The sequence below is a fragment of the Agromyces sp. NPDC029043 genome (assembly GCF_055564615.1).
In genome coordinates this window covers 85,947-111,831 of the sequence record NZ_JBVHVX010000019.1, presented here as the reverse complement: position 1 = coordinate 111,831, position 25,885 = coordinate 85,947, and the positions used below count along the sequence as shown (strand labels likewise).

Here is a 25,885-nt window from a genome sequence, read left to right as displayed (position 1 = left end):
GGGGGTGTCGCACAGAGTGGACGCTGCACCATCAGTGCCGTCGGGAGTCTCGGACGACGCAACTGCTGTGCCATCGGCGTCGTCGGTGCTGTCACTCATTGCTGTCACCCCCTCCCCGGAATCCCGTCGCCCACACTTCGAATATACGTTCGACTATAGCCCCCGAATCAGACACGCGCAACCCCTGATCTCGTCAAGCACAGGACCGGGAGAATCCGCCGACGAACGGGCTCCTCAGTTGCTCTGGGCTGCGTTGGCCTTGGCAGCTGACTGGGCGATCTCGGACAACAGCGGTGGCACATCCATGGTCGGAACCACGGCCTCGATAAACGTCATCCTGTCCGGGTCGTCGATTGCGGCCGTGAAGGCGGCATCGAGCTCGCGTGGCGTCGACGCCCGGAATGTTTGTGCTGACGTGACGCCCAGTGCCGACGGGGTGGACTGCCAGTCCCAGGTCGAGATGTCGTTGTAGTGGGCAGTGTCGCCGTGGATCGCCCGTTCGACGGTGTAGCCGTTGTTGTTCACCACCACGACAACAGGATTGACGTCCTCGCGCGCGAACGTGCCGAGCTCTTGCATCGTGAGTTGGGCGGCACCGTCACCGATCAGCAGAACAGTGCGTCGGCCCGGGGCGGCGACCGCCGCGCCGAGCGCTGCCGGCAGGGTGTAGCCGATCGATGCCCACAGTGGCTGACCGATGAAGGTCACACCGGTGGGGAGGCGATGCGCCGCCATTCCGTAGAACGACGTGCCCTGGTCGGCAAGGACAATATTTCCTGCTGTCAGACCCTCAGACAGCTTGTCCCACAAAGTCTCTTGCGATAGCTGCGCATCGTCGTCGATGATGCGGGTAGCGTGTGTGCGATCGGCGCCGGCCGAATACGTCGGCGCGACATCGCGGTTCTGAAGGATCATCGTCAGCGCGTCGAGCGCGTCGCGCATGTCCAGTGGAGCCACCACGGTGTTGCCGATCCGTGCTTCATGGGTATCCAGGACGATGGTGCGCGTCGGGTCGATGTGCTGCGTGAAGAAGCCACTGACCAGGTCGGTGAACTGCACCCCGGCCATGATCAGAACGGGGGCGTCCTCTACCGCGGTTCGGACCGATTCTTCGCTGGCCGCCCCCGTATAGATGCCAAGGAAGTTCGGTCGGCTCTCGTCCAGCATGCTCTTACCCCACATGAGGGTCGCGAAGGGGACGTTGCCGCGGGTGATGAGGTTATCCAGCGCGTCGACGGCACCGAGTCGATGCACCATCAGATCGGCGAGAACGGTCACCTGCTGGTCGTCGATGAGTGCGGTCGCCATCTCGATGAACTCCGATAGCGCCAGAGGGCTGGTTGCGTTGTGGGTTCGCGAGAGGAGCGGCGGCGACGGTGGGTCGGCGGGGAACCGCGCGACATCGGTGGAGAGCAGGAGATAGCCGGGTAGTTTTTGCTGGTGGACCTCCAGCAGTACCCGATCGATCTCCTCGGTTGCGGTTGCGGCTTCGAGATCGGCTTGGGCGCAGGTGAATTCACGTGCGACGCGAAGGAAGTGGCCGAAGTCGCCGTCGCCGAGGGAGTGGTGGACGACCCGGTGGGCGGCCTGTGCATCCTTGGACGGAGCGCCCACGATGTGCACCACTGGTACATGCTCCGCGTAGCTGCCGGCGATGGCGTTGGCCGCGGAGAGCTCGCCCACGCCGAAGGTGATCACCAGAGCAGAGATGCCTCGGATTCGGCCGTATCCGTCGGCGGCGTAGCCTGCGTTGAGCTCGTTGGCATTTCCGACCCCAACGCACCGATTCGTGGGTCACGATGTGGTCGAGGAATTCGAGATTGAAGTCGCGGGGTACCCCGAACACCTCGGAGACGCCGAGTTCGACAAGTCGGTCCAGTAGGTAGTCGCCAACCGTGTAGTCCGTCATGGTCATTCCTTTTCCGCTGATGAATATCGAGGTCGAAACCCTGTCGACATCAGTTCACCATCGGCGCGCCGATCACCACGTCCGGCAATCGGTGGAAACCACGGCTGACACGTCCTTCCCCCGATTGGGGGACTGACGCCGAAGGCCGATCGTAGAAGGCTAGGTGACGGTGATACCGCCATCCACGGCGATCGTCTGACCGGTGACGTAGCCACCGGCCGACGACGCCAGCCACACCGCGGAGGCGGCGAGCTCGGCGGGTTCGCCGGTACGTCCGAGCAGTACGCGCGGCAACTGCGACTCCAGGTAGCCGGGCACGTAGGAGTCGGTCATCTCGCTCTTGAAGAATCCGGGCGCCAGCGCGTTGACGCGAATTCCCTTGCGGGAGCCCCACTGCTGCGCGAGATCGCGGGTCAGGCCGATGATGCCCGCCTTGCTCGCGGCGTACGCGGCCTGGGGGAGGCCGGCGGTGGTGATCCCCAGGATGCTCGAGATGTTCACGATCGCGCTGCCCGGAGCCATCACGCGACCGCACGCCTGGGCCATCCAGTACGAGCCGTTGAGGTTGATGTCGATGACCGAGCGGAACTGATCGGGCGTCTCCCGCGTGGCGGGCGCGGCCGTGCCGACGCCGGCGTTGTTGATCAGGATGTCAACCTTGCCGAATTCCGCGACAGCGGCGTCCACTGCACCCTGGCACTGGCCTGGATCGGCGACGTCGGTCGCGACGCACAACGCCCGACGACCGGTCGCTTCCACCAGTGCTGCAGTGTCTTTCAGCTTGTCGACGCGTCGGGCGGCGAGCACGACGTCGGCGCCGGCCTCGGCAAACGCCTGGGCGAAGGCCACGCCGAGCCCCGACGACGCGCCGGTCACGATGACGACCTTGTCGGTGAGTGAGAACATGTCGAGAACAGACATCGGTGTCCTAACGGTAAGAGGTGGGAGTGGCTGTCAGAGCCACGCGGGATCGGTGTCGAGCGTGGTGCGGTCGAGGGCGCCAAGCAGGTCGAACATCGGACCTGTCTTGGGGAGTTCGTATGTGAAAAAGTACTGTGCCGCAGCACGTTTGCCGTCGTAGAAGTCGCCGGTCTTGTCGCCGACGGCGAGGAGTTGCTCGAGCCACATCCACGCGATGACGAGGTGACCGGCGGCCTCGAGGTAAGCGGTCGCGTTGGCCAGGGCGAGTTGCGGATCGCGGTCGGCCCAGACGGCGGCCGTGGTCTCGACGAGCCGGGCCAGCGCTGCCTTCAGAGCACTTCCGTGGACTGCCGCGGGTCCGCCCGCAGCAGCGGCGCGATCAATGGTGGCGCCGATCGTCTCGGCGAGCAGTGCCAGACCGGCACCGCCCTTCATGATCACCTTGCGGCCGAGCAGATCCAGGCCGTGAATCCCATGTGCCCCTTCATGAATGGGGTTCAGCCGGTTGTCGCGATAGTACTGCTCGACGTCGAACTCGCGGGTGTAGCCGTAACCGCCGTGCACCTGGATCGCGAGATCGTTGGCGGTCAAACACCATTGGGACGGCCAGCTCTTGGCGATCGGGGTCAGCACATCGAGCAGGAGCAGAAGCCGATCGTGCTCGTCGCCGGTGATCGTCGCCATCTCGTCGACGATCTTGGAGCAGTAGAGGCCGAGTGCCATCGAGCCCTCGACATACGACTTCTGGGCGAGCAGCATGCGCTTGACATCGGCGTGCTCGATGATCGGCACCGGCTTGCTGCTCGGGTTCTTGTCGTCGACCGGCCGTCCCTGAGTACGTACCTTCGCGTACTCCAGGGACGTCAGGTATCCCGCGTAACCCAGTGCGGTGGCGAGGAATCCGACGCCGATCCGCGCCTCGTTCATCATGTGGAACATGTAGAAGAGACCCTTGTGCTCTTCCCCGACGAGATACCCCACCGCGCCGGGAACGGCGTCGGGCTGCCAGGAGCCGTCGCCGAAGTTGAGCAGGGTGTTGGTCGTCGCGCGCTGGCCCATCTTGTGATTGAGGCCGACGAGTGCGACGTCGTTGCGCGTCCCGTCGTCGAGATATTTCGGGACGATGAACAGTGAGATGCCCTTGACTCCGGGGCCACCGCCCGGGGCTTTGGCGAGGACGAGGTGCACGATGTTCTCGCTGATGTCGTGCTCGCCGGCGGAGATCCACATCTTGGTGCCGGTGATGCGATACGTGCCGTCGTCCTGCGGCGTGGCCCTGGTGGTGATGTCGGCGAGCGACGATCCGGCCTGCGGTTCCGACAGGCACATCGTGCCGAAGTAGCGGCCCTCGATCATCGGCCGCACCCACGTGTCGATCTGTTCGGGGGTGCCGTACTCGACGAGCAGGTTGGCGTTGCCGATCGTCAGAAACGCATACGACGACATGCCTGCGTTCGCCGCCTGGAACCAGGCCTGGGAGGCGTGCCCGACGGTGGTCGGCAGTTGCATACCACCGAGATCGTCGTCGAAGGACCCCGCGAGTAATCCCGACTCGATGAACGCCCGGATGCCGTCGACGATCTCGGCGGGTTGGACGACCTTCCCGTCCTCGCCGACCTGCGGCTCCTGCTGATCGCCGAGCTTGTTGAGCGGCGCGAACTTCTTGACGGCGAGATCCTCGGACAGGTCCAGCACCGCGTCGAAGGTCTCCCTGGAATGCTCGGCGAACCGCTCGCGCCGCGTGAGGGATTCGACGTCGAGCCACTCGTAGAGCAGAAAGTCCAGGTCGCGGCGACTCAGTGGGGCAGCCATGTCAATCCTCTCGACGGCGGAGATATAAGCACTCGCTCATTTAATGAGCACTCGCTTATACTGCCTGGACAAGGCCGTCAGGTCAACCACCAGGAGGCATTGATGAGCGCACCGGACCCGGCACCGGGTCGTCGGGATTCGCGTGCGGCCGCCCGCATCCGTGACGCCGCCATCGCATCGTTTGCCGAGGTCGGATACGGCGGGACGTCGACCCGCCAGATCGCGAAACGCCTCAATCTCAGCGCCGCGGCGATGTATCCGCACTACCGCTCCAAGGAGGAATTGCTCTACGCGATCTCCGTCGACGGGCATCGGGACACGCTCGCGCAGTTGCGGGCCGCCGATGCCTCCGTCGATCCGTCCGAGGGAGCCGTCGGGCGGCTACGGGCCGTCGTCGGCGCGTTTGTGCGATGGCAGGCCGACCATCACGACCTCGCCAAGGTCGTCCAGTACGAATTGCACGGGCTGACCGACGACCACTATCGGGAGGTCACGGCCATCCGGCGCGACACCAGCGCCATCCTCGCGCGGGTCGTCGACGAGGGGCTCGCGACCGGGGAGTTCGACGTCGACGATGCAGGCGACGTCGTCCTGGCCATCTCGTCGCTGTGCGTCGACGTGTGCCGCTGGTTCCCCTCCCGCACCCACTCCGACGCGGATGCGCTCGCGCGGGCCTACGCTGATCTTGCGGTGCGGATGGTCGCGCCGCGAGGGTGAGGAGAGCCATGAGGATTCGCGACGCCGTCGACGGTGACGTAGCCGCCATCACCGTGATCTACAACGACGCGGTGCAGCACACGACGGCGATCTGGAACGAGAAGATCGTCGACGCCGCTGATCGCCTGGAATGGATAGCAGAACGACGCCGCTCCGGGTACCCCGTCATCGTCGCCGTCGACGACGACGATGTGGCGCTCGGCTATGCGACGTTCGGTGACTGGCGGCCCCATGACGGGTACCGGCACACCGTGGAGCACTCGGTATACATCCGCGGCGACGTGCGCGGCGGCGGGTTGGGTACGGCACTGATGGTCGAATTACTGGACCGCGCACGGCAATTGGGCAAACATGTGATGGTTGCCGGTATCGACGCGAGCAACGTCGGGTCGATCAGGGTCCATGAGCGGCTCGGGTTCCGGACGGTGGGGCTGCTGCCCCAGGTCGGTACCAAGTTCGGCCGTTGGCTCGATCTGGTGTTCCTGCAGATAGAATTGGACGATCGTACCGATCCCGACGCGATCTGACTGTGGCGGTCTGCGTCAGCCGGCCACCGATGACCAGGTGAAGTCGCCGACGTCGCTGCCCAGACCGCCGGCCACCAATCCCGCTACCACACAACCGATTCGGGCGGAATCGACCAGCGACAGGTCATGCAGGCGTGCCGCGAGGAAGCCACCCGAGAACGCATCACCGCAACCACTCGTGTCGACGACGTCGACCTCGGTCGCCGAGGCGTGCTCGGCATCCTCTGCGGTGACGACATACGCGCCGTCGGCTCCGGTGGTGACGGCGACGACCTCGACACCCTTCTCGATGAGTCGTCGACAACCGGTGACGAGCTCTGACTCGCCGGTGAATCCGCGTACCTGATCGTCATTGGGCAGCAGGTAATCGAGATGCGGCAGGATGGGTTCGATCCAGGCAAGCACTCCGGGATCCCCGTTGGCGAGGATGTCCGCGGAGATCGTGGTGCCGGTGGCCGCGACGTCGGCGAGGAGATCGACGAGCGCCGGCGGGTTGAACAGCTCGGGTGCGCCGAGATGCAGATGCGCTGCGCCGGTGAGCAATTCGAGGGGAATCCGTTCCAGCGGGTAGGCCAGATTTGCGCCCGGCTGATGCAGGGCGGGCCGGTCACCGTTGGAGCGGATCGGTAGCACGCTCATGGACGTCGGTGCGTCGACGCGGATGAGATGATCGGTGACCACCCCGAAGCGGTTGAGTGCGGTATCGAGGACAGAACCGGCGTCGTCGTCGCCGATGGCGCCCACGGTGTACACCTCGAGGCCGAGCTTGGCGAGGGTGATCGCGGTGCCGCCGGCTGGTCCCGCCGCTGACATACGGATCTGCCGAACCAGTGCTGCCCCTTGACCTTCCGGGATCTCGTCGACGGGTTGCGCGAGCACATCGAGGACGTGCGCGCCGAAGGTGACGACGGTTCTGGTCATGAGTTTCTCCCCGGGAACGGTGTGTAGTGACGTTGCGCTGCGGTGACGACGACCTCGATCAGTTGATCCCCGGTCAGGGTGGAGCCACCGGGAGCCTGCAGGTGGATGCGGGCGAGCCAGTCGACGAGTTCGATGTGATCGCACGCGGCGTCGATGTCGGTGCCCCAGGCGACCGATCCGTGGTTGCGCATGAGGGCGGCGACGCGGTCGGTGAGCGCGGCGGCGACGCCGTCGGACAGTTCCTGACTCCCGAATACCGCGTACGGCGCGACACGAATCGTGCCGCCCAGCATCGCCGCGGTGTAGTGCACGGCGGGTAGCTCGTCGACGGAATTGGCCACCGCGATGGACGCGACGGGATGTGCATGCGCAACCGCACGGGCCGTCGTCGAACGGTAGACGTCGAGGTGAATGCGCAGTTCGGACGTCGGCTGATGTGGGGTGTCCTCGACGACGGTGCCGTCGAGATCGACGACGACCATCTGTTCCGGAGCCACCGTCTCCAGACGTGACCCCGACGGCGTGAGGATCACGTGATCGTCGACGCGGATCGACAGGTTGCCGCCCGTCCCGTGTGTCAGGCCGGAGGCGGCGAGTCGGTGGGCGGCCGCCGCGAGGGCGGCGCGTTCGGCGTCGAAGGGCACGTCGCACACGTTAGTCGACCGGCCGGGGAACCTTCTCGGGTTGCGGCGCATCCAAGTTCACGCGATGTGCAGGGGGCCAACGCGGGGAGGGCAGCGTGACACCAGAACAGGAGGAGGACCTCGATGAATTCGTTCGTGTGCGGGTTGAGCCGGGATTCCTTGATCTCGAGGAACTCGAGGCGGATGTCCGGGACTGGGCCGAGGATCGCAATGTCGATACGGGCAGTGTGCGTGCGATCCTCCACGAGCAATGGCGGCGGCGAACCGCCATCGAGCACACCTGGACCGACACCGGAGACTTCGGACGACTGAGCGCGGCGTTCGCCGAACTCGGCGTCGCGGGTGTGCTGGGCCGGATGAGCTACGCATGCTGCGCCGCGTGCGCGGTGGACCGTATCGGTGGTGAACGTACCCCCGACGGCGACGGCGGCTATTGCGAGTGGGCCTACGTCTACTTCCACGAAGAGGACGCGGAGCGCCTCGTGGGGGCGGAATCGGAACTGCGGCTGGGCTTCGGCTCATTCGCCGAGTCCGACGGCTTCTCGGACTCGATGGCCGGCGTCGTCGTGGTGGATGCGCTGGTGCGCAACGGATTCGATGTCACCTGGTCGGGCGATCCGGCCGATCGCATCGCCGTCAGCATCGACGTGGCGAAAGCCGTTGCGCGGGTGGGGATGATCCCACGCCGAGCGGGCACAACCTAGCATCGAGCGGGCACGCACCAAGCCCGAGCGGGCGCGCACCAACGTCGAGCGGGCGCGCACCAACGTCGAGCGGGCGCGCACCAACGTCGAGCGTGCGCGCACAAGCCCGAGCGGGCACACTCCGACCTCAGAGCGGCGAGCGACTAACGGTGGGTCACTGGGCGTGCATCCGTCGGGCAACTTCCACTGATCCCGTGCCCGTTCGGCGTGAGGTTGTGCCCGATGGGTGCTGGTGTGTGCCCGTTCGGCGTGAGGTTGTGCCCGGTGGTTGCTGGTGTGTGCCCGTTCGGGGTCAGGAGCGCAGCGCGGAGTAGGTTGCGGACTCGAACTCGAGGTAGTTGTTCAGGGCGGTGGGGTCGCCGAAGGGGAAGATCTGCGTGGCGTAGTAGCCGCCGATCTTGTTGGTCAGGTCGATCCAGTAGTAGAGGTTGGCCAGGCCGGCCCACGCCAGCGATCCGGCGGGGCGGCCGGTGGGGGCGTCCTCGTCGTTGCGCAGAAACGAGATGCCCCAGGACTTGCGCTGTCCGGGGAAGAACTCGATGTCGTTGGACAGCGTCGGGTTGACGCCGGGCAGTGCGGTGACCTGCAGATCGCCGATGTGATTGCGGGCAGCGTCGGCGATCGTCTCGGGCCGTAGCACCTGATCGCCGGAGTCGGATTGGCCGTCCCGCAACCACATCCGGATGAACTTGAGGTAATCGCCGACGGTGGAGTACAGCCCGTGCCCACCCATGTGGACCTCCGGGTCCGCGGGCAGGGCGAACTTCCGGTTCAGCTTGAGCGAGCCGTCGGGCATCCGGTGATGCATCAACGCACGACGATCCCGCATGTCCGCGCTGAGGGTGAATCCCGTGTCCGCCATGCCGAGCGGGCTGAAGATGCGGTCGATCATGACGTCGCCGAGTCGCTGCCCGGTGACCGCCTCGATCACCAGTCCGGCCCAGTCCATGTTGATGCCGTACTGCCAGCGGGTGCCGGGGTCGAACAGCAGGGGTGTCTTCAGTGACTCGAGGGTCGCGGTCACGATATCCGGACGTCCCTGTTCCCGCGCGAGTCGCAGTAGCTCCGAGTCGAAGAAGTCGTAGCCGAAACCTGCTGTGTGCGTGAGCAGTTGGCGGACAGTTGGGGCCGATGCCGGCGCACGCAGGCGAAGCTGGCCGTCGTCGTCGATACCCTCGACGACGGCGACGTCGGCCAGTCGCGGCTCATACTCCTCGGCGGGGGCGTCGAGATCGAGCGCGCCGCTCTCGACCAACTGCAGCGCAACCGTCGCGGTGACCGCCTTGGTGGTGGAGAAGATGGCGAACACCGAGTCGGTCGTCATTCGCGACGGCGTCGGCGAATCATCAAGCGCGCGTGTGCCGGCGGCACCGAGGTAGACGGTGCGCTCGGCGGTGGTCACCCCGCCGACGACGCCGGGTGCCCGAGGTATGCCCTCGACGCCGGCCGCCAACACAGGCTCGATGGCGTCCGCCAGCTGCTGCCGGTCGACGGTGGGTGTGGTCATGTCAGCCTCCTCATTGAGTGCCGGTCGTCCGCAGGCGAGTGTAGGCGCCTAACCGAGTGACGCAACGAAGGTGCCGAGACGTGCGATCCCCTCGGTCAGTTCCGCACTGCTGGCCGCGTACGAGAGACGGACATAGCGTTCCGCGCCGACGTCGCCGAAATCCTTTCCGGGAGTGAGTGATACGTGCGCATCGGTCAACGCTCGATCGCAGAATTCCGAGGACGTCAACCCCGTCGACGACACGTCGATGTACACATAGAACGCGCCGTCGGGTTCGACGGGAACCTCGAGTCCGATCCCGGCCAGGCCGGCCAGCACCAGCGAGCGTCGCTCCCGGAATTCGGCGCGTCGGGCTTCGGCGACGGCCAGCGACTCCGGTGTGAAACAGGCGAGGGCGGCGAACTGGGCGGGCGTCGGCGGGCAGATGTAGTAATTCTGCGCCAGTCGTTCGACGACGGGAACCAGTTCTCTGGGGACGATGCACCAGCCCAACCGCCAGCCGGTCATCCCGAAATACTTGGAGAAACTATTGATGACGATGGCATTCGGGTCGTGCGCCAGAATGCTCTGCGGCGCGTGACCGTTGGTGTCGTCGGCGAGCCCCAGATAGATCTCGTCGACGATCCGCCAACCCTCGTGTCGGGCGACCGTGTCGCACAGAGCGGACAACTCGGTATAGCGGACCGACGTCCCCGTCGGATTCGACGGCGTGGCCACCATGACGCCACGGGTCGTCGGACCCCACGCGTCGTCGACGTCGGCGGCGGTGAGCTGAAACCGGCTCTCCGGCGTCGTCCCGAGGAGCCGCACCACACCGCCGAAGCTCTCGGCGAACCGTCGATTGCACGGATAGGACGGATCGGCGACGAGCACCTCGTCGCCGGGATCGATCAGCGCCGCGCAGCACAGCAGCAACGCCGCCGAGGCCCCCGCCGTCACCACCACCTGCTCTGGGCCCACCGAGCACCGGAAATGATCGCCGTAGAACCCCGCGATCGCGGACCGCAACTCCGGCAGGCCCAGTGCGTCCGTATACGCCAGGGGACGACCGTCGGTCAGTTCCCGGGCCGCGGCGAGAAACGCCGGCGGCGGACCGAAATCCGGTTCACCGATGCTCAGCTTCACCACGTGCTGTCCGGTCGCCTCGACCGCCGCTGCCCGCTTGCCGAACTCCATGGCGTAGAACGGCGTGACGGAGGCGGCGCGTCGGGAGATCCTCATGATCCCCATTCTGCGCTCGCGCCCATCTTGTTCCGTTCCGGGTCCGGAAACCCGGCCGGGTCAGGGAATGTAGTTGAACGTGTCCGGGTCCGGACCACGACGACGATCCTTGTTCAGGCCGTCGATCCGGGACATCTCGCCGTCGGAGAGGGAGAAGCCGAACAGATCGAAGTTCTCCTCAACCCGTGAGCGGGTCACCGACTTGGGGAACACGATGTCGCCGCGCTGGATGTGCCAGCGCAGGACGACCTGTGCGACGGTGCGGTCGAGGGAGGAGGCGATCTCGCCGAGAACCGGATCGTCGAGGACGTCGCCCTGCGCGATCGGCGACCATGCCTCCGTGGCGATCTCATGTCCGGCGTTGAAGGCGCGCAACGCATCCTGCGTCAGATACGGATGCACCTCGATCTGATTGACCGCCGGGACGATCTCGGTCTCCTCGAACAACCGCCGCAGATGATGCTGCTGGAAGTTGGACACACCGATGGCGCGCGCCTTGCCGTCGGCATAGAACTTCTCCAGGGCCTTCCACGTCTCGACGTAATCGCCGACATCGGGGAGCGGCCAGTGGATGAGAAACAGGTCGACGGCGTCGACGCCGAGATCGGCAAGGGTCTGATCAGCGGCGCGCAGGGCGTCGTCGTAGGCGTGGGAACCGTTGTTGAGCTTGCTGGTGATGAACACCTCGTCGCGGGGCAATCCCGACGCCGCGAGTGCCTGCCCGACACCCTTCTCGTTGCCGTACATCTCCGCGGTGTCGATGTGGCGGTAGCCCACCTCGAACGCGGTCAGCGTGGCCGCCTCGGTCTCCTCCGGCGGGATCTGGAAGACGCCGAATCCGAGCTGGGGGATGGTGACGCCGTTGTTGAGTGTGATGGCGGGAACTGTCATGTCGGAACTCCTTGGATATCGAGTGACGAACCGGAATCGAAGAAACCGTGAAAATCAGGGAATCAGAACGAATTTGCCGCGCGGGTGGCTCGCGGAGAGCTCGGTCAACGCAGGCCCGGCCTGCGCGAGTGGAAAGGTCTTGGCGACCTCGGTGACGAGGGCGCCCGACGCCGCGTCGGCGATGAGAGACGGGATGGCCGCGCGCCGGTTCGCGGTGCTCTGCGGCGTGGACCCGTTGAGCAACACGATGCCGTCGGCGGCGCGGCCGAACGCCGCGATGGACGCGATGCGTCCGGGGTTGGGGACCAGGGCCAACGACGTGTCGATCGCCTCGTCGGTGCCGACCGTGTCGATGGCCGCCGTGATCGGGCCGATCCCGAGATCCCGGATACGGTCGAGCAGCCCGTCGCCGTACTCGACGGGTGTTGCGCCGAGTGACCGCAGGAAATCGTGATGGATGCCGCGGGCGGTGGTGATGACCGTGGCGCCTGCTGCCCGCGCGAGTTGGATCGCGATCGTCCCGACGGCGCCCGAACCGCCGTGGATCAGTACGACGTCGCCGTCGCCGATCGCGGTGGTCGCGATGGTATCGGCGGCGGTCACACCGACGAGCAGGAGGCCCGCGGCGTGCTCCACGTCGAGTTCGGCCGGCCGCGGATGGACCGCGTCAACGTCGGCCACCAGCAGATCGGTGTAGCCGCCCACGGCGCGATACACGATCACCTCGTCGCCGACGGCGACATCGGTCACGCCCGGGCCGATCTCGACGACGGTCCCGGCCGACTCGAAACCGAGCGCTAGAGGCAGTTTCGACTCATCGGCGCTCATCGCGCCCTGGACGGTCTTGACGTCGATCGGGTTCACTCCGGCGGCCGCGACACGCACCAGGACCTGGCCCGATCCGGGTGGTGGGATCTCTGCGGTGACGATCTCGACGACGTCTGTCGGGTCTCCGTAAGCGGTGGCGACGGCGCGCCGGGACGTGCGATCAGCAGATTCAGCCATGCCTGGTTCAAGGCGCCCGGTGTCGCGCGGTATTCCCCGCGTCCGCAATGTCGGCTTCGATGCGATCGGTCAGCGTCGAAACCACGCGTGATCGTTTCCGCTCAGCGCATGCGTGATCCGCAACGTCGACGTCGCGGCGAGATCAGCCGGAAAGTCTTGTGGTGCAAACCATTCGACGGCGAGGTTCTCGTCATCGGCGGCGTGCGGCTTCCCGTCGACGTAGCGCGCGAGGAAGCACACATCGAGGTATTGCGTCTGATCCCCGTTGGGGTAGGTGATCATCGGCGTGACGTCGACGCTGGTGAGTCGGATGATCTCGGCCCGCACCCCGGTCTCCTCGGTGATCTCGCGCAGGGCGGCGACTGCCGGTTCCTCGCCCGGTTCGAGCACCCCGGAGACCACCGCCCACTCCTTCGTGTCGGCACGGTGGGTGAGCAGCACCCGACCGTCGTCGTCGACGATGACGGCGCTCACCCCGGACAGCCACAGCGGTGCGTGCCCGACGTGTGTGCGCAGGTGGCGGATGAAATCGGGGATCGGCATGCACCAATCTTGCCTTGCACGGTGCCCGCCTAGCAGAGTGGTGCTCGACGACGCCGAGTCGTCGACGAGGAGGTTCATGATGTCAGCCACAGCGAGCACCGGGCGCCGCTCACAGGGTCGGGGGATCTGGGTGTTCTTCCTCGTCGTCGGGTGCATCGGTTTGATCTGGGCCGTTGTCGACATCGTCAATCTGGGGCCCTCGCACGTTCCGGGCAGCACCTGGCTGTGTCTCGCGATGAGCATCGTGGTGGCCGTGGGATCGGTGTACCGCGAATTCGGTGGGACTCCGCTGGTCACCTTCGACGACGAGCCTGGCGCCTGAGGCGATTCTCATCGCTGACCCTCACGGTTGCCTGCGCTGATTGTCAGAGTCGTCTGCTTGACTCCGGATAGTGGCGGGTCACCTGGGCCCGGTCCGAGAATCAGTGGAGGTCGCGGTGCCATCGACCGAATCCGTTTGGCGCGAGATGCGTGCCTGGCTCGTGCAATCGACGACGACGATGGCCACGGGCTCCGTGCTCGAGGTCGGGCCGGCCGGCGCCGATGACGATCTGGCCGACTCCGCCCAGATCCACCGCCTGAGGGCGGGTACCTATCTGGTGCGGTTATCGCGCCGGCGGATGGACATACCGATGCTCGCCGACTATTCGGTCCCGGCCCGCGCACTGGACCGCTGGCACCACGACGGCCGCTTCCCGGACTGCACCGATGGCTATCTCTTCACGCGATCCCACGAAGTCATCGCCGACATCTGCGTCGCCTGGTTCCGCGACCGGTGCGGCGTCGCCGGCAGCGGTGACCTGGGATTCGGGTACACCGTGCCGTGCCCGGGGTGACGTGCGGCTCGTCGTCGACGACGGGTCAGGGGAGGACCCTGATCTTTCCCCCAACTGCGTGCTCAGGTGCTGATTTTTGCCCGGGACCGAGCCACAGTGGAGTCATGAACACATCACTGACCACCACCAACAACTCCGGCATGACCTTCTGGAAGATCCTCGGCATCATCGCCGTCGTCCTCCTCGGACTGGCACTCATCGGCCCGCTGATCAAGGGGCTGTTCTGGCTGGGCGTCGCCGCTCTCGCCATCTACGGCGGCTACATGCTGATCCGGTCGAACAAGACCACCTCGAACAACGGCACCACATCCCTCTGACCCGGCTCCGCGTCGTGAACCGAGCCCACCCCCGGGGTACGGACAGTCGACGGCAATGTTTCGTCTTGCGTACGAATTCGCAACGGTGCCTCCTCGGCCCGTAATCGCCCGAACGGTGCAAGGGAGGGGGGAAGCCGGGTCCACAACCTCGTGGCCCCGCCGATAACTTGGAGGCACCACATGCTCGCGCTCGGATTCTTCTCCTGGATCATCATCGGCGGACTCATCGGCGGGTTCCTTCTCAGCCTGTTCGGTGTCGACGTCGAAGGTGGCGGTTACATCTTCAGCTTTGTCACCTGTCTGGCCGGCGCCTGCCTGCTGCTCTGGATCGTCAACATGGTTCGGGGACGTTCACACACCCGCGTCTGACAGCGGCCCGCGCCGCCCGGCAGAGAGGTTGTCGGGTGGCGCGTTCTGCGCCATGGTGGAGGTATGACTTCCATCGTGATCATCGGCGGGCACGGCAAGATCGCCCTGCGCGCCGCGAGAGTCCTGTCCGCCCACGGTGATGAGGTCACCTCCCTCATCCGCAATCCGGCCCAGTCCGACGATGTCGCCGCGACGGGTGCCTCACCGAGGATCGCCGACGTGGAGAACCTCGACACCGACGGCATCGCCGAGGCGATCGCCGGACACGACGTCGTCGTCTGGTCGGCGGGTGCCGGCGGCGGTGACGCCGGCCGCACCTATGCGGTGGACCGTGACGCCGCGATCCGTTCCATGGACGCCGCGACGCAGGCGGGGGTCAAGCGCTACATCATGGTGTCCTACTTCGGTGCCGGACCGGATCACGGTGTGCCCGAGAGCGACTCGTTCTTCGCCTACGCCGAGGCGAAGGCCGCTGCCGACACCTACCTGAGGAACACCGACCTGGCGTGGACCATCCTTGGCCCCAGCTCGCTCACCGATGAACCGGGCAGCGGCAGCATCTCCCTGCGCGGCGACGGCGACTCCAGCGGCCACACGAGCCGCGACAACGTCGCCGCAGTGATCGCCGCGGTCGTCGCCGAACCAGCCACCGTCGGCGCGTTCATCGAATTCAACGACGGAACCACTCCGATCGCCGACGCGATCGGATCCGTGGGCGCGTGACGTCGGACCTCGTCGCATCGCTGCGCGAGATCGTCGGTGACCGACACGTCCTCACCGACCCCGACGCCACGCTCGGTCTGCGGACCGACTGGACCGGCCGTTGGGTGGGCGACGCCGACGCCGTCGTGCGTCCGCGCACCACCGCCGAGGTCGCAGCGATCATGACCCTGTGCGCGCACCACCGGGTGTCGGTGTGCGTTCAGGGCGGCAACACCGGGCTGGTCGGAGGATCGGTGCCACCGCCGCGCGCCGCCCACCCGACGCCGTCGACGATCTTGCTGAGTCTGACCCGGATGACCGACATGGACGACGTCGACACCGTCGGACGGTGCGTCGGGGTGCAGGCCGGCGTCACCATCGACGCGCTGGAACGCCACGCATCTGCCGCGGGATTGATGTTCGGCGTGGATCTCGCCGCCCGGGACTCCGCCACCGCGGGCGGGGTGGTGGCCACGAATGCCGGTGGCATCCGGATGATCCGGCACGGCAACACCCGCAGTCAGGTGCTCGGGATCGAGGCGGTCCTCGCCGACGGCCGCATCCTGCGACGCTGGACATCGTTGGTGAAAGACAATGTGGGATATGACATCCCGGGCCTGCTCGCCGGCAGCGAGGGAACGCTCGCGGTGATCACCGGGGTGCTGTTCCGCCTCGTGAGCCCGCCCGGTGACACCACCGTCCTGGTGGCGGCGGTCGACCGGGTGGAGAGTGCCGTCGACCTCATCGGTGCGGCCGCCAGACGTGGCCTGGTCATCGAGGCCGCCGAGATCATGACCGAGGCCGGCGTCGAGCTCGTGCATTCCTACGGACATCGACGCCCCGTCGCGACCCCCGCGCCGTACTATCTGCTGCTCGAGGTGTCGGGCACCGGAGACATCGAGTCCGTCGTCGTCGACGTCCTCGAGCACGCCGGCGGCGTCGAGGATGCCGTCCTCGAACCCGGACCCGCACGAGCACTGTGGTCGGTGCGCGAGAGTCACACCGAATCCATCTCCCGGTCCAGTGTCACCCCGGTGGTCAAACTCGATGTGTCCGTACCGATCCGGGCGCTTTCGGCGACGTTCTCCGAACTCTCGGCGCTTCCCGGCACGCTCGATCATCCCTGCCGGCCGATCCTCTTCGGTCACGTCGGCGACGGCAACATCCACGTTAATCTGCTCGACGTCCCGCCCGAGCACGCCGAGGACGTCACCGGACGCGTCTTCGCGGTGGTGGCCGCCAATGGCGGCAGTATCAGCGCCGAGCACGGCATCGGCCGTGCGAAATCCGCGTGGATACATCTCGGCCGGTCCCAGGTCGATCGGGACGTGATGTCGGCGATCAAACGCACCCTCGATCCGGACGGGCTGCTGAATCCGGGTGTCCTGTTCGACGCCTGAGCCGCGCCGGTCGGGTCACCCGCCGGTACGGCCAGGACGGGCGCGCAGCGGGCACGCGATCACCGGATGCGACATCACAGCGCCGCAGCCACCGCCGTCGACTCGACCGGCTCGGAGAACATCGGGTAATCGAAGCTGAGCGCGTTGTCGTGCTCGGCGACCGATGTCGCCGCGGTGCAGTCGGTCAGCGTGATGACGCGATACCCGTTCTCGTAGCCCGAGCGCATCGTCGACTCGACGCAACAGTTCGTGAGGAACCCGCCGAGGATGATCGTGTCGATTCCCTTGCTGCGCAGGATGAAATCGAGATTCGTGCTCGCGAACGTGTCCAGTCCACGCTTGCCCTCGATGAAGATGTCGCCGTCGGCGGGGGTCAGGTCGTCGACGATGGCCGCACCCCAGGTGCCCTTGACGAAGGCATTGCCGTCGACGACGCCCTTGAGGATGCCGTACGGGTGACGCGTGAGTTCGCCGTATCCGGGGGCGAAGGTGATGGGTGCGTGCATGATCGTCACACCCGCCGCCCGGGCCTTGTCCACCAGCGCGACGGTGTTCGCGAGCATCCCGCTCTTGTCCATCACCTCGGCCACCGCATCGTGCAGGACGCCACCCTCGGAGGTGAACTCGTTCTGGAACTCGATGAGCACCAATGCGGTGCGCGCGGGATCGAGGGTGAGGGTTTCGGCCATGGTGACTCCTTGATGAGACGACGGATGAGACGACGGGTGAGTCACATCACACTCAACCACTGTTTGGTGCTGCGCGGAGCCGGAAATGCTGAGACGATGCACGCGTGGAGACCGTCGATCGCGCACGACTGGTAGAGCTCGCCCTGGCCCACGGTGTGGCGGACAGTTACGTCGGATGGGATCAGCAGACCCATCCGGTCAGTTCGGAAACCATTGTCTCGGTGCTGGGTTCACTGGGACTACCGACCGACGAACCCGGCTGGATCGACGCCGCCCTCGCCGACCTCGACATCGCGCCGTGGCGTCGGATGCTCCCCACGGTCACCGTCGCCACGCAGCGCACCGGTCACCGCTTCCACGCCCACGTGCCGCACTGGGATCCGTTGCACGTCTGGATCGTCACCGAGGACGGCGCCACGATCGACGCGCCCCAGGTCGACGTCTGGGTGGAGCCACGGGACGTCGACGACGTCCTCGTCGGCCGCGCCACCTTCGAGATCCCGCGCGATCTCGAGCCGGGCTATCACACCATCAACGCGCACAACGCGGCCCGCGACGAGACGTCGTCTGCGCCGCTGATCGTCACGCCCGTCCGCCTCGACACGGCCGACGCGCTGCTCGATCACCAGCGGTGGGGTCTCGCGGCGCAGCTGTACTCGGTGCGGTCCGCCCGGTCGTGGGGGGTCGGCGACTTCGCCGATCTCGCCCAGATGTGCGAGGTGGCGGCCAGCCAGTACGGCGCCGACTTTCTCCAGGTCAATCCGTTACACGCCGCGCAACCCGTCGCGCCGATCGAATCGTCGCCCTATCTCCCGACGACCCGTCGGTTCGCCAATCCGCTCTACATCGCCGTCGGCGAGATCCCGGAGGCCGCGCAGGTCGGCAAGGCCGAACGCAAGTGGCGCAAGGCGTTGGAGAAGGACTTCTTCGCCGACAACACCTCGACCAAGAAGATCAAGCGCAACAAGTCCTTTCGGGCCAAGATGGCCTTCCTCGAGACCGTGCACCAGGTGCCACTCAGTCCCGAGCGTGCTGCCTCCTACGCTGCCTTCCGGCAGCGCGAAGGTGAGGGACTGCACCTGTTCGCGACATGGTGCGCGCTGGCCGAGAAGTACGGCTTCGACAGTCCGAAGTGGACCAAGAAGCTGCTCGATCCGGCCTACGTCGAGCGCAAGGCCGCCAAGCTCACCGGGCGCATCGAGTTCTTCACCTGGCTGCAGTGGATCTGCGATGAGCAGCTGGCCGTCGCCCAGCACGCGGCGCGCTCGGCCGGGATGAGCATCGGTGTCATCGCCGATCTCGCCGTCGGCGTCGGCAGACGCAGCGCCGATGTGTGGGCGCTCGGTGATGTTCTGACGCAGGGAGCCACCGTCGGTGCCCCGCCCGACGGCTTCAATCAGCAGGGGCAGAACTGGGATCAGCCGCCGTGGCATCCGGTGCGCCTGGCCGAGGCGGGATACGTTCCCTACCGCGACATGCTGCGCACCATCCTGCGGCACGCCGGTGGCGTCCGCGTCGATCACATCCTGGGGCTGTTCCGGCTCTGGTGGATTCCCGACGGCGAGAGTCCCGCGAAGGGCACCTACGTCCGCTATGACCACGAGGCCTTCGTCGGTATCCTCGCGCTCGAGGCCCAGCGCGCCGGTGCCGTGGTGATCGGCGAGGATCTCGGGGTCTTCGAGCCGGTCGTGCAGGAGACCCTGGCCCGACGCGGCATCCTCGGCACCTCGATCCTGTGGTTCGAGCACGGGCAGTACGCACCCATCCCACCCGAGGACTACCGCGAACTCTGCCTGACCTCGGTCACCACTCACGACCTACCGCCCACCGTTGGCTATCTTGCCGGTGATCACATTGAATTACGTTCTCGCCTCGGCCTTTTGGAGACCGGGGAAGCGGCCGAGCGAGCCCGCGACGAACGCGACCGCGATGCCATCCTCGCCCTCGCTGTCGAACGTGGACTGCTGGCACCCGACACCCCGCTGACCGATCAGCGGACCGTCGAGGCGCTCTACCAACTCATCGCGAGAAGTCCGTCGGTCCTCTTGGGTGTCGCGCTCGTCGACGCCGTCGGGGAGCGGCGGATCCAGAATCAGCCCGGCACCGACTCCTCCCAATACGCCAACTGGTGCATCCCCCTCGCCGACGACGCGGGCAACGCGGTGCTCGTGGAGGACCTCGCGAGCAATGCCCGCTTCACCTCGCTCATCGCCGCACTCCGCGAGGCGGGCGTCGGGTCCTAGCGTCGGGTCCTAGAGTCGGGTCCCGGCGTCGGACGCGCAGCCGACGCCTCAGACCGTCGTCTCGACGGGAGTCGGGGCGTCGGCTCGTCGAACCGCGACGACGGTCAGCACCAAGGCGACGAGGGCGAGCACACCGACGGCGACATTGAAGACCTCGCCCGCCCGCTGCAGACCCCAGTGCGCCGCGGCGAATCCCTCGCCGACGATGGGGATCGAGATGGCCACATACGCGACGACGAAGTATGTCGAGGTGACCTCGGCCCGACGATCCGGCGGCGCGGCCGCGACGACGGACGCCAGTCCCTTCGAGAACGCCAGTCCCTGCCCGGCCCCCGCAATCAGTGCGCCGGCGAACAGCAGGCCCACCGATTGGGCGATGAGTGCCGCGGTCACCACGCCGACCCCGACGACGAGGATCGCGCTGCCGGCGATCAGCGCATGATCGGTCTGCATGGGTCGACCCGCGATCTGGGCGGCCGCCGAGGCGAGGAAAAGCGTGGACACCACGATGCCGGCGACCGCGTGATTGTCGATGCCGATGACTTTCGAGATGAACGACGGCGCGACGCCGGTGAAGGTGCCCATCACGGCGAAGCCGGCGAACGCGGCGATGGCCGCCCGGACGAAGATTCCACGCATGTCCGTGGGCACCGACAGGCGTTGGGCGCGCAGGCTCGGATGTGCTTTCGGCTGCACCGGCTCGGCCATGAACCAGATCCCGATCATCACCGCGACGAGCAGCAGCATGTGCACCGCGAATGGCAGATGCAGCGGCTGCGGGGCGTACTGCGCGAGCAGTCCGGCGATCAGCGGACCCAGTCCCAGACCGCCGATGTTGGCGGCGGTGGCCACGGCCGGGGCCCGGTGGCGCCACGACGGCGGTGCCAATTCGATGACCGCCGCGGTGGCCGCGCCCGCGTAGATACCGGCGGAGAGTCCGGACAGCACCCGTCCGATCATCAGCTGCCAGACGGGTCCGGCGGTGATGAAGACGATGGCGCTGGCGAACGACAGCAGCGCGCCGGCGGCGAGCAGGGGGCGTCGACCGAGCTGATCGGACCATCGGCCGAAGCAGATGAGCGCCACGATCACGCCCCCCGCGTACACCGCGAAGATGATGGTGGTGGTCAAGACGTCGAAGTGCAGCGTGGCGGCGTAGGTGGAGTAGAGCGGTGTCGGCAGGGTGGTACCGAGCATGACGACTGCGAAGGCGAACACCGCTGCACTGAACGACCGCATCGAACTCATGCCTGCAGGCAGCGCACGGGCGGCGCGATCTATTCCTTCGTCCGGTCCCGTCGTCGGTCCGGTCCCGTCGTCGCGTAGGGGGGTGGTCAATCTCTGTGACGTGAGTTACTGTGTCGATCAGTTACAGAAACTATTTCGGGGAGTGGATCGACGATGAATCCTGATGTCGACGCGGTGATCGTGGGTGCAGGTTTCGGTGGTCTCGGCGCCGCCATCGAGCTCAAACGGCAGGGGCTGGAGAACATCGCCATCCTCGAGCGTGAGGACGATCTCGGCGGTACGTGGCACGTCAATCACTATCCGGGGCTCGCCGTCGACATCGCGTCGGTGACCTACTCGTACTCGTTCGAACCGAACCCGTACTGGTCGCGGCTGTTCGCGCCCGGTACCGAACTCAAGCGCTACGCGCATCACGTCGCCGACAAATACGACCTGAAGCGGCATATGGAGTTCGGCACCGTCGTGCAGCGCGCCGAGTGGGATGAGGACGCTGCTGTATGGCACGTGTACACCGCCGACGGCGGGCACCGCACCACGCGTTATCTCGTCACCGCGACCGGCTTCCTCTCGCAGCCGCACACCCCCGATTTCCCGGGGATCGACTCCTTCGCCGGAAAGATCATCCACACCACCGCCTGGGAGGACGGCCACGACTTCACCGGTGAACGCGCCGCCGTCATCGGCACCGGCGCGACGGCCGTCCAGCTCATCCCGGAGATCGCGGCACAGGCGTCGGCGCTGACGGTCTTCCAGCGCACACCCATCTGGGTGGTGCCGAAGGTCGACGTCCCGATCCCACCGGCCGTGCAGAAACTGTTCGCCCGTGTCCCGCTCACCCAGAAGGCCGCGCGGGCGGTGAACTCGTCGTTGCTAGAACTGCTCATGGTCGTCGGGGTCCTGCATTTCAAGCAGGCCAAGCCGGGTAACCGTGGTGCGGCGCTGCTCGCCAAGGCGCATCTGCGGGCACAGGTCCGTGATGCGGATACCCGTCGTCGACTCACCCCCCACTACGACTTCGGCTGCAAGCGACCGACGTTCTCCAACACCTACTTCGCCACGTTCAACAAACCCGGCGTGACGCTGCAGACCGACACCATCGTGCGGGTGGAGCCGGATGCGATCATCACCGCCGCCGCGGACGGCACCGAGACCCGCAACGAGGTCGACACCTTGGTTTTGGCCACCGGATTCAACCTCTGGGACACCAACTTCCCCGCCTTCGAGATCGTCGGCCGCGACGGACTGAATCTGGGAAAGTGGTGGCGCGACAACCGCTTTCAAGCCTACGAGGGCATCACCGTGCCGCGGTTCCCCAACTTCCTGTCGTTGAACAGCCCGTACTCCTACAGCGGCCTCTCGTACTTCACCACCATCGAGGGGCAGATGAGTCATATCCGACGCCTCTTCACCGAACTCACCCGGCGCGGCGAACAGATCTTCGAGGTGACCGAGCAGGCCAATGCCGAGTTCCTCGACACCGTCACCCACAAACTCGAGTCATCCGTGTTCTACAACGGGGACTGCCGCTCATCGCGCAGCTACTACTTCAATCAGCACGGCGAGGCCACCCTGCTGCGTCCGAGTTCGACGGCGGCCACGCTGCGTGAGATGAGGAGCTTCCCGCTCGAGGACTACAGCTTTCGCTGATCAGTCGCGCCGGTAGATGCTCTCGTACTCCGACTTCGTCTCCTTGCGCTTCTTGTCGCGCTTGGCGTTGAGCATGTCCGGGTCGAGACCGTTGGTGGCGAGCAGGTGGCGACGGTAGATGCGGATCAGGGCGATCTGGAAGTAGATGAGCGGGATCAGCAGCAGCGCCATCATGCAGAGCCGGTAGATCAGCGGGCCGGGGACGAAGTAGAACGCGATCAGGATGGGGATCAGCGGGATCAGTCCGCGTGTCAGGTAGCGACGGGCGTGTCCTGGGCCGGTGACGTCGGCGCGCACCCAGTCCTGCATCTCCGGCGGCAGCGGTTGACCGGCGAGGTATCGCAAACGCTGGAACAGGGACGGACTGGTGCGGCTCATACCCGGCATTTTCGCATGCGGCCGTTTATACCGGTGCGAGTAGTTCCGGACCGTTGTTCGACACCCGGTTGACCAGCGGTGCCACCTCGCGGATGTCGATCGCGTCGGCCAGCGCCTGCGCGGGCGGCGTGAACAGATCCGCGGGCGCGAGACCATCCGGATTGAGCCACGCATCCCAGTCCTCGAACGGCATGATCAGCGGCATCCGGTCGTGAACCTCGCGCAGATGGCCGACGGCATCTGTGGTCAGGATCGAGCAGCTGAGCAGGGGATCGGCGTCGCGCGGGGCATCCTTGGGGCGCCACACCGACCAGAGGCCCGCCATGAACAGTCGCGTTCCGTCATGCGGTGACATGAAGAACGGCACCTTCGTCGGTTTACCGTTGGCGCCGGCGGGACCCTTCTTCCACTCGTACCACCCGTCCATCGGGACGAGGCACCGCTTGGATTTCACCGACGTGCGGAACGAGCTCTTCTCCGCCGCCGTCTCGGCACGGGCGTTGAACAGCAGCGGGCCCTTGCCGACCTCCTTGGCCCACGGCGGCACCAATCCCCAGCGCATCGCGCGGACACGCAGCGTCGGGTCACTGTCGGGATCGTCGGCGTCGTGGCGTTTGACGACGGTCATCACCGTCGTCGTCGGCGCGACGTTGTAGTTCTCGCCCGGCGATCGCGGGGCACCCTGCTCGCCCGAGGCGTCGAGGTCCGCGGCGGGTACCTCGTTGACGGCATCGATCTCGGCGGCGAGCTTCGCCGGGTCCGTGGTCACCGCATAACGTCCGCACATGTCTCCATGCTGGCACGACCTCCGGACAGTGGCCGTCCGCATTGGTGCGTCGTCGGCGTCAGACGGCGATCTCGGCGGTGACGGCGTGGGTGACGGCGATCAGATCGGCCGGGGCCAGCGCGACCTCAAGGCCGCGCTTACCCGCGCTGCACAGCACGACGTCGAAATCCAGTGCCGAGACGTCGACGACGGTCGGCAGGGCGGTGCGCTGCCCGATCGGTGACACGCCGCCGAGGACGTAACCGCTCGAGCGGCTGACCTTGCCCTTGTCCGCCATCGTCACCTTGCCGCCGCCGAGTGCCGCAGCCACCGCCTTGGGTGCCATCCGACGTGGCACCGGCACCACCGCGACCGCGAGGAACGGACGTCCGCCACCGGTCGGGGAGACCTCAACCACCAGGGTCTTGAAGATCTGCCCGGCCTCGACGCCGGCCGCGGCGGTCATCGCCTCGACAGCCTCGCCTCCGTAATCCTCGGTGCGCGGATCGTGGTGATAGCTATGCACCTCGTGCGCGATTCCGGCACGTTCGAGGGCGGCGATCGCCGGTGTCGCGGCCATGGCAGTGGACTTCCTCTCACCTGGGGTCTAAGGACGTGATCAGGGAACAAACATGAGAAAACGTCTGTTGCCCATTGTGTTCAGAAGCAGTCTCCGAAGGGAAGGTCGATCAGGTTGACGAGCAACACAGTGGTGCTCACGCCCCCCGACCCGATGCTCGGCGAACAGCCGATGGCACGGTCGGTAAGCTGGACCGACAACACTGGGTACGACACCTCCGGGTACGACGGCCGGTTGGTACCGGCGTCCGCGGTGGGCAGGCTCTCGATCCGGGAGGTGCTCCCGCGGCCCGCGGCGGTTGCGGCCCAGATGATCACCGAAGGGACCTCAGTGGCCGACCCGGAATCGCACGATCCCTCGGCGGAGGGCGCAGGCAGTCAGGCACCCCGCCGCGCGGACCCTACCGAAACGCCCGAAGAGCTCACCGAGCGGTTCGAGCGCGACGCGCTCCCGCTCCTCGATCAGCTCTATGGTGCCGCACTGCGGATGACACGTAACCCGGCCGACGCCGAGGACCTCGTGCAGGAGACCTACGTCAAGGCGTTCTCCGCGTTCGCGTCCTTCCGTGAGGGCACCAACCTCAAGGCGTGGCTCTACCGCATCCTCACCAACACCTACATCAACGGCTACCGCAAGAAGCAGCGTCAGCCTGCGCAGTACCCGACCGACGAGATCACCGACTGGCAGCTCGCGGCCACCGCGGAGCACTCCTCGACCGGCTTGCGGTCCGCCGAGATCGAAGCGCTCGACGCCCTGCCCGACGACGAGATCAAGGAAGCGCTGCAAGCACTGCCCGAGGATTTCCGGATGGCCGTCTACTACGCCGACGTCGAAGGGCTCCCGTACAAGGAGATCGCCGAGATCATGGACACGCCCATCGGCACCGTCATGTCGCGGCTGCACCGAGGGCGTCGTCAATTGCGTGATCTGCTTGCCGACGTCGCGCGCGAACGCGGCTTCAATCGTGCGCCCAAGGGTGCCGACAGCAACTCCGACGCCGAGAGCGAGGTGGCCCGATGAGCAAGGCGATGTTCCGTCCCGGACAAGACGATGATTACGATCCCGAGCTCGCCGGGCTCGATTGCTCGGCGGTCATCGCCGACGTCTGGCTCCTGCTCGACAACGAATGCGATCAGGACGCCCGCGCTCGCATCCGCGGGCATCTCGACGAGTGCCCGTCCTGCCTCGCGCACTTCGGCATCGAGCAGCAGCTCAAGGCGCTGATCGGCCGCAAATGCGGCGGCGATCAGGCACCCGCCGGGTTGCGTGACCGTCTGCGGGTGGAGATCCGCAAGTCCGTCGTCGTCCGTGAGACCGCACACGGTGTCACCGAGACGTCGATCACCGAGACCACCGTCACCGACACCGAGGGCCTCCGCTGAGGCACA

28 protein-coding genes and 1 pseudogene are annotated in these 25,885 nt (G+C 66.4%); 13 read left to right on the top strand and 16 right to left on the bottom strand.

What is annotated here, in order from left to right:
* Positions 1 to 234 precede the first annotated feature (234 nt).
* The 4 genes and pseudogenes from ACZ4TW_RS19495 to ACZ4TW_RS19480 all read right to left on the bottom strand — a co-directional run bounded on the left by ACZ4TW_RS19495 (position 235) and on the right by ACZ4TW_RS19480 (position 4,642).
* Positions 235 to 1,719, bottom strand: coding sequence for an alpha-keto acid decarboxylase family protein (locus ACZ4TW_RS19495; RefSeq protein ID WP_465545464.1), 1,485 nt, complete (start codon positions 1,717 to 1,719; stop codon positions 235 to 237).
* 112 nt (positions 1,720 to 1,831) lie between these two features.
* A pseudogene (locus ACZ4TW_RS19490) lies at positions 1,832 to 1,909 on the bottom strand (hypothetical protein); the annotation flags it as partial.
* A 159-nt stretch (positions 1,910 to 2,068) separates the two neighbouring features.
* Positions 2,069 to 2,830, bottom strand: a complete 762-nt coding sequence (locus ACZ4TW_RS19485; RefSeq protein ID WP_465545453.1) for an SDR family NAD(P)-dependent oxidoreductase — start codon at positions 2,828 to 2,830, stop codon at positions 2,069 to 2,071.
* Between the two features lie 33 nt (positions 2,831 to 2,863).
* Positions 2,864 to 4,642: an acyl-CoA dehydrogenase gene (locus ACZ4TW_RS19480; protein WP_465545451.1), complete on the bottom strand. Its 1,779-nt coding sequence runs from the start codon at positions 4,640 to 4,642 to the stop codon at positions 2,864 to 2,866.
* Between the two features lie 102 nt (positions 4,643 to 4,744).
* Here ACZ4TW_RS19480 and ACZ4TW_RS19475 point away from each other — a divergent pair, with 102 nt between their 5' ends.
* Both ACZ4TW_RS19475 and ACZ4TW_RS19470 read left to right on the top strand, forming a co-directional pair.
* Positions 4,745 to 5,359 (top strand): TetR/AcrR family transcriptional regulator, encoded by a 615-nt coding sequence (locus tag ACZ4TW_RS19475; RefSeq protein WP_465545449.1) that lies wholly within the window; start codon positions 4,745 to 4,747, stop codon positions 5,357 to 5,359.
* 8 nt (positions 5,360 to 5,367) lie between these two features.
* Positions 5,368 to 5,886 carry a GNAT family N-acetyltransferase gene (locus ACZ4TW_RS19470; RefSeq protein ID WP_465545447.1) on the top strand — a complete coding sequence of 173 codons (519 nt, stop codon included), beginning with the start codon at positions 5,368 to 5,370 and terminating at the stop codon, positions 5,884 to 5,886.
* Positions 5,887 to 5,901: 15 nt separating this feature from the next.
* On the opposite strand, the gene ACZ4TW_RS19465 is transcribed toward ACZ4TW_RS19470, so the two are convergent.
* On the bottom strand, positions 5,902 to 6,807 hold the full coding sequence (locus ACZ4TW_RS19465) for a carbohydrate kinase family protein (RefSeq protein WP_465545445.1): 906 nt from the start codon (positions 6,805 to 6,807) through the stop codon (positions 5,902 to 5,904).
* Complete coding sequence (locus tag ACZ4TW_RS19460) at positions 6,804 to 7,451, bottom strand: class II aldolase/adducin family protein (RefSeq protein WP_465545443.1); 648 nt, start codon at positions 7,449 to 7,451, stop codon at positions 6,804 to 6,806. The genes ACZ4TW_RS19465 and ACZ4TW_RS19460 overlap by 4 nt, the downstream gene beginning before the upstream one ends.
* A gap of 95 nt (positions 7,452 to 7,546) precedes the next feature.
* Between ACZ4TW_RS19460 and ACZ4TW_RS19455 the strand changes: the two genes are divergently transcribed.
* Entirely contained in the window at positions 7,547 to 8,155 is a 609-nt protein-coding gene (locus ACZ4TW_RS19455; RefSeq protein WP_465545441.1) for a DUF6891 domain-containing protein, read from the top strand.
* A 292-nt stretch (positions 8,156 to 8,447) separates the two neighbouring features.
* Here the strand turns inward: ACZ4TW_RS19455 and acmB are convergent, their stop codons facing one another.
* From acmB to ACZ4TW_RS19430, 5 genes are all read right to left on the bottom strand, one after another.
* Positions 8,448 to 9,662 (bottom strand): methyl acetate hydrolase AcmB, encoded by a 1,215-nt coding sequence (acmB, locus tag ACZ4TW_RS19450; protein ID WP_465545439.1) that lies wholly within the window; start codon positions 9,660 to 9,662, stop codon positions 8,448 to 8,450.
* Between the two features lie 48 nt (positions 9,663 to 9,710).
* Complete coding sequence (locus ACZ4TW_RS19445) at positions 9,711 to 10,883, bottom strand: aminotransferase class I/II-fold pyridoxal phosphate-dependent enzyme (RefSeq protein WP_465545437.1); 1,173 nt, start codon at positions 10,881 to 10,883, stop codon at positions 9,711 to 9,713.
* 60 nt (positions 10,884 to 10,943) lie between these two features.
* Positions 10,944 to 11,774, bottom strand: coding sequence for an aldo/keto reductase (locus ACZ4TW_RS19440; RefSeq protein ID WP_465545435.1), 831 nt, complete (start codon positions 11,772 to 11,774; stop codon positions 10,944 to 10,946).
* Positions 11,775 to 11,828: 54 nt separating this feature from the next.
* Positions 11,829 to 12,779 carry an NADP-dependent oxidoreductase gene (locus ACZ4TW_RS19435; protein WP_465545433.1) on the bottom strand — a complete coding sequence of 317 codons (951 nt, stop codon included), beginning with the start codon at positions 12,777 to 12,779 and terminating at the stop codon, positions 11,829 to 11,831.
* 69 nt (positions 12,780 to 12,848) lie between these two features.
* On the bottom strand, positions 12,849 to 13,322 hold the full coding sequence (locus tag ACZ4TW_RS19430) for an NUDIX hydrolase (protein WP_465545431.1): 474 nt from the start codon (positions 13,320 to 13,322) through the stop codon (positions 12,849 to 12,851).
* Between the two features lie 37 nt (positions 13,323 to 13,359).
* Between ACZ4TW_RS19430 and ACZ4TW_RS19425 the strand changes: the two genes are divergently transcribed.
* The 6 genes from ACZ4TW_RS19425 to ACZ4TW_RS19400 all read left to right on the top strand — a co-directional run bounded on the left by ACZ4TW_RS19425 (position 13,360) and on the right by ACZ4TW_RS19400 (position 16,946).
* Positions 13,360 to 13,644, top strand: a complete 285-nt coding sequence (locus ACZ4TW_RS19425; protein WP_465545430.1) for a hypothetical protein — start codon at positions 13,360 to 13,362, stop codon at positions 13,642 to 13,644.
* Positions 13,645 to 13,759: 115 nt separating this feature from the next.
* Positions 13,760 to 14,158, top strand: a complete 399-nt coding sequence (locus ACZ4TW_RS19420) for a hypothetical protein (protein WP_465545428.1) — start codon at positions 13,760 to 13,762, stop codon at positions 14,156 to 14,158.
* A gap of 104 nt (positions 14,159 to 14,262) precedes the next feature.
* The gene (locus ACZ4TW_RS19415; RefSeq protein WP_465545426.1) at positions 14,263 to 14,475 is read left to right on the top strand and encodes a hypothetical protein; all 213 of its coding nucleotides are present in this window, start codon (positions 14,263 to 14,265) and stop codon (positions 14,473 to 14,475) included.
* 180 nt (positions 14,476 to 14,655) lie between these two features.
* Positions 14,656 to 14,844 (top strand): GlsB/YeaQ/YmgE family stress response membrane protein, encoded by a 189-nt coding sequence (locus tag ACZ4TW_RS19410; RefSeq protein WP_465545424.1) that lies wholly within the window; start codon positions 14,656 to 14,658, stop codon positions 14,842 to 14,844.
* Between the two features lie 63 nt (positions 14,845 to 14,907).
* A complete protein-coding gene (locus tag ACZ4TW_RS19405) occupies positions 14,908 to 15,567 on the top strand; it encodes an NAD(P)-dependent oxidoreductase (RefSeq protein ID WP_465545422.1) in 660 nt (219 codons plus the stop codon).
* Positions 15,564 to 16,946: an FAD-binding oxidoreductase gene (locus ACZ4TW_RS19400; RefSeq protein ID WP_465545420.1), complete on the top strand. Its 1,383-nt coding sequence runs from the start codon at positions 15,564 to 15,566 to the stop codon at positions 16,944 to 16,946. The genes ACZ4TW_RS19405 and ACZ4TW_RS19400 overlap by 4 nt, the downstream gene beginning before the upstream one ends.
* 74 nt (positions 16,947 to 17,020) lie before the next feature.
* On the opposite strand, the gene ACZ4TW_RS19395 is transcribed toward ACZ4TW_RS19400, so the two are convergent.
* Entirely contained in the window at positions 17,021 to 17,635 is a 615-nt protein-coding gene (locus tag ACZ4TW_RS19395; RefSeq protein WP_465545418.1) for a cysteine hydrolase family protein, read from the bottom strand.
* Between the two features lie 104 nt (positions 17,636 to 17,739).
* Between ACZ4TW_RS19395 and malQ the strand changes: the two genes are divergently transcribed.
* Positions 17,740 to 19,878 (top strand): 4-alpha-glucanotransferase, encoded by a 2,139-nt coding sequence (malQ, locus tag ACZ4TW_RS19390; RefSeq protein WP_465545416.1) that lies wholly within the window; start codon positions 17,740 to 17,742, stop codon positions 19,876 to 19,878.
* A 48-nt stretch (positions 19,879 to 19,926) separates the two neighbouring features.
* Here malQ and ACZ4TW_RS19385 read toward each other — a convergent pair whose 3' ends face one another.
* Positions 19,927 to 21,126 (bottom strand): MFS transporter, encoded by a 1,200-nt coding sequence (locus ACZ4TW_RS19385; RefSeq protein ID WP_465545414.1) that lies wholly within the window; start codon positions 21,124 to 21,126, stop codon positions 19,927 to 19,929.
* 153 nt (positions 21,127 to 21,279) lie between these two features.
* Between ACZ4TW_RS19385 and ACZ4TW_RS19380 the strand changes: the two genes are divergently transcribed.
* On the top strand, positions 21,280 to 22,773 hold the full coding sequence (locus ACZ4TW_RS19380; protein WP_465545413.1) for a flavin-containing monooxygenase: 1,494 nt from the start codon (positions 21,280 to 21,282) through the stop codon (positions 22,771 to 22,773).
* Here the strand turns inward: ACZ4TW_RS19380 and ACZ4TW_RS19375 are convergent, their stop codons facing one another.
* Genes ACZ4TW_RS19375 through ACZ4TW_RS19365 form a run of 3 tightly spaced genes read right to left on the bottom strand, consistent with a single transcriptional unit; the run spans position 22,774 to position 24,497 of the window.
* Positions 22,774 to 23,151 carry a DUF5313 family protein gene (locus tag ACZ4TW_RS19375; protein WP_465545411.1) on the bottom strand — a complete coding sequence of 126 codons (378 nt, stop codon included), beginning with the start codon at positions 23,149 to 23,151 and terminating at the stop codon, positions 22,774 to 22,776.
* 25 nt (positions 23,152 to 23,176) lie between these two features.
* Positions 23,177 to 23,938, bottom strand: a complete 762-nt coding sequence (locus tag ACZ4TW_RS19370; protein WP_465545409.1) for an SOS response-associated peptidase — start codon at positions 23,936 to 23,938, stop codon at positions 23,177 to 23,179.
* Positions 23,939 to 23,996: 58 nt separating this feature from the next.
* A complete protein-coding gene (locus tag ACZ4TW_RS19365) occupies positions 23,997 to 24,497 on the bottom strand; it encodes an aminoacyl-tRNA deacylase (protein WP_465545407.1) in 501 nt (166 codons plus the stop codon).
* 309 nt (positions 24,498 to 24,806) lie between these two features.
* On the opposite strand from ACZ4TW_RS19365, the gene ACZ4TW_RS19360 reads away from it, so the two are divergent.
* Positions 24,807 to 25,517 (top strand): sigma-70 family RNA polymerase sigma factor, encoded by a 711-nt coding sequence (locus ACZ4TW_RS19360; RefSeq protein WP_465545462.1) that lies wholly within the window; start codon positions 24,807 to 24,809, stop codon positions 25,515 to 25,517.
* Positions 25,514 to 25,879 carry a mycothiol system anti-sigma-R factor gene (gene rsrA, locus ACZ4TW_RS19355; protein WP_465545405.1) on the top strand — a complete coding sequence of 122 codons (366 nt, stop codon included), beginning with the start codon at positions 25,514 to 25,516 and terminating at the stop codon, positions 25,877 to 25,879. Before ACZ4TW_RS19360 ends, rsrA begins: the two co-directional genes overlap by 4 nt.
* The last annotated feature ends 6 nt before the right edge of the window (positions 25,880 to 25,885 follow it).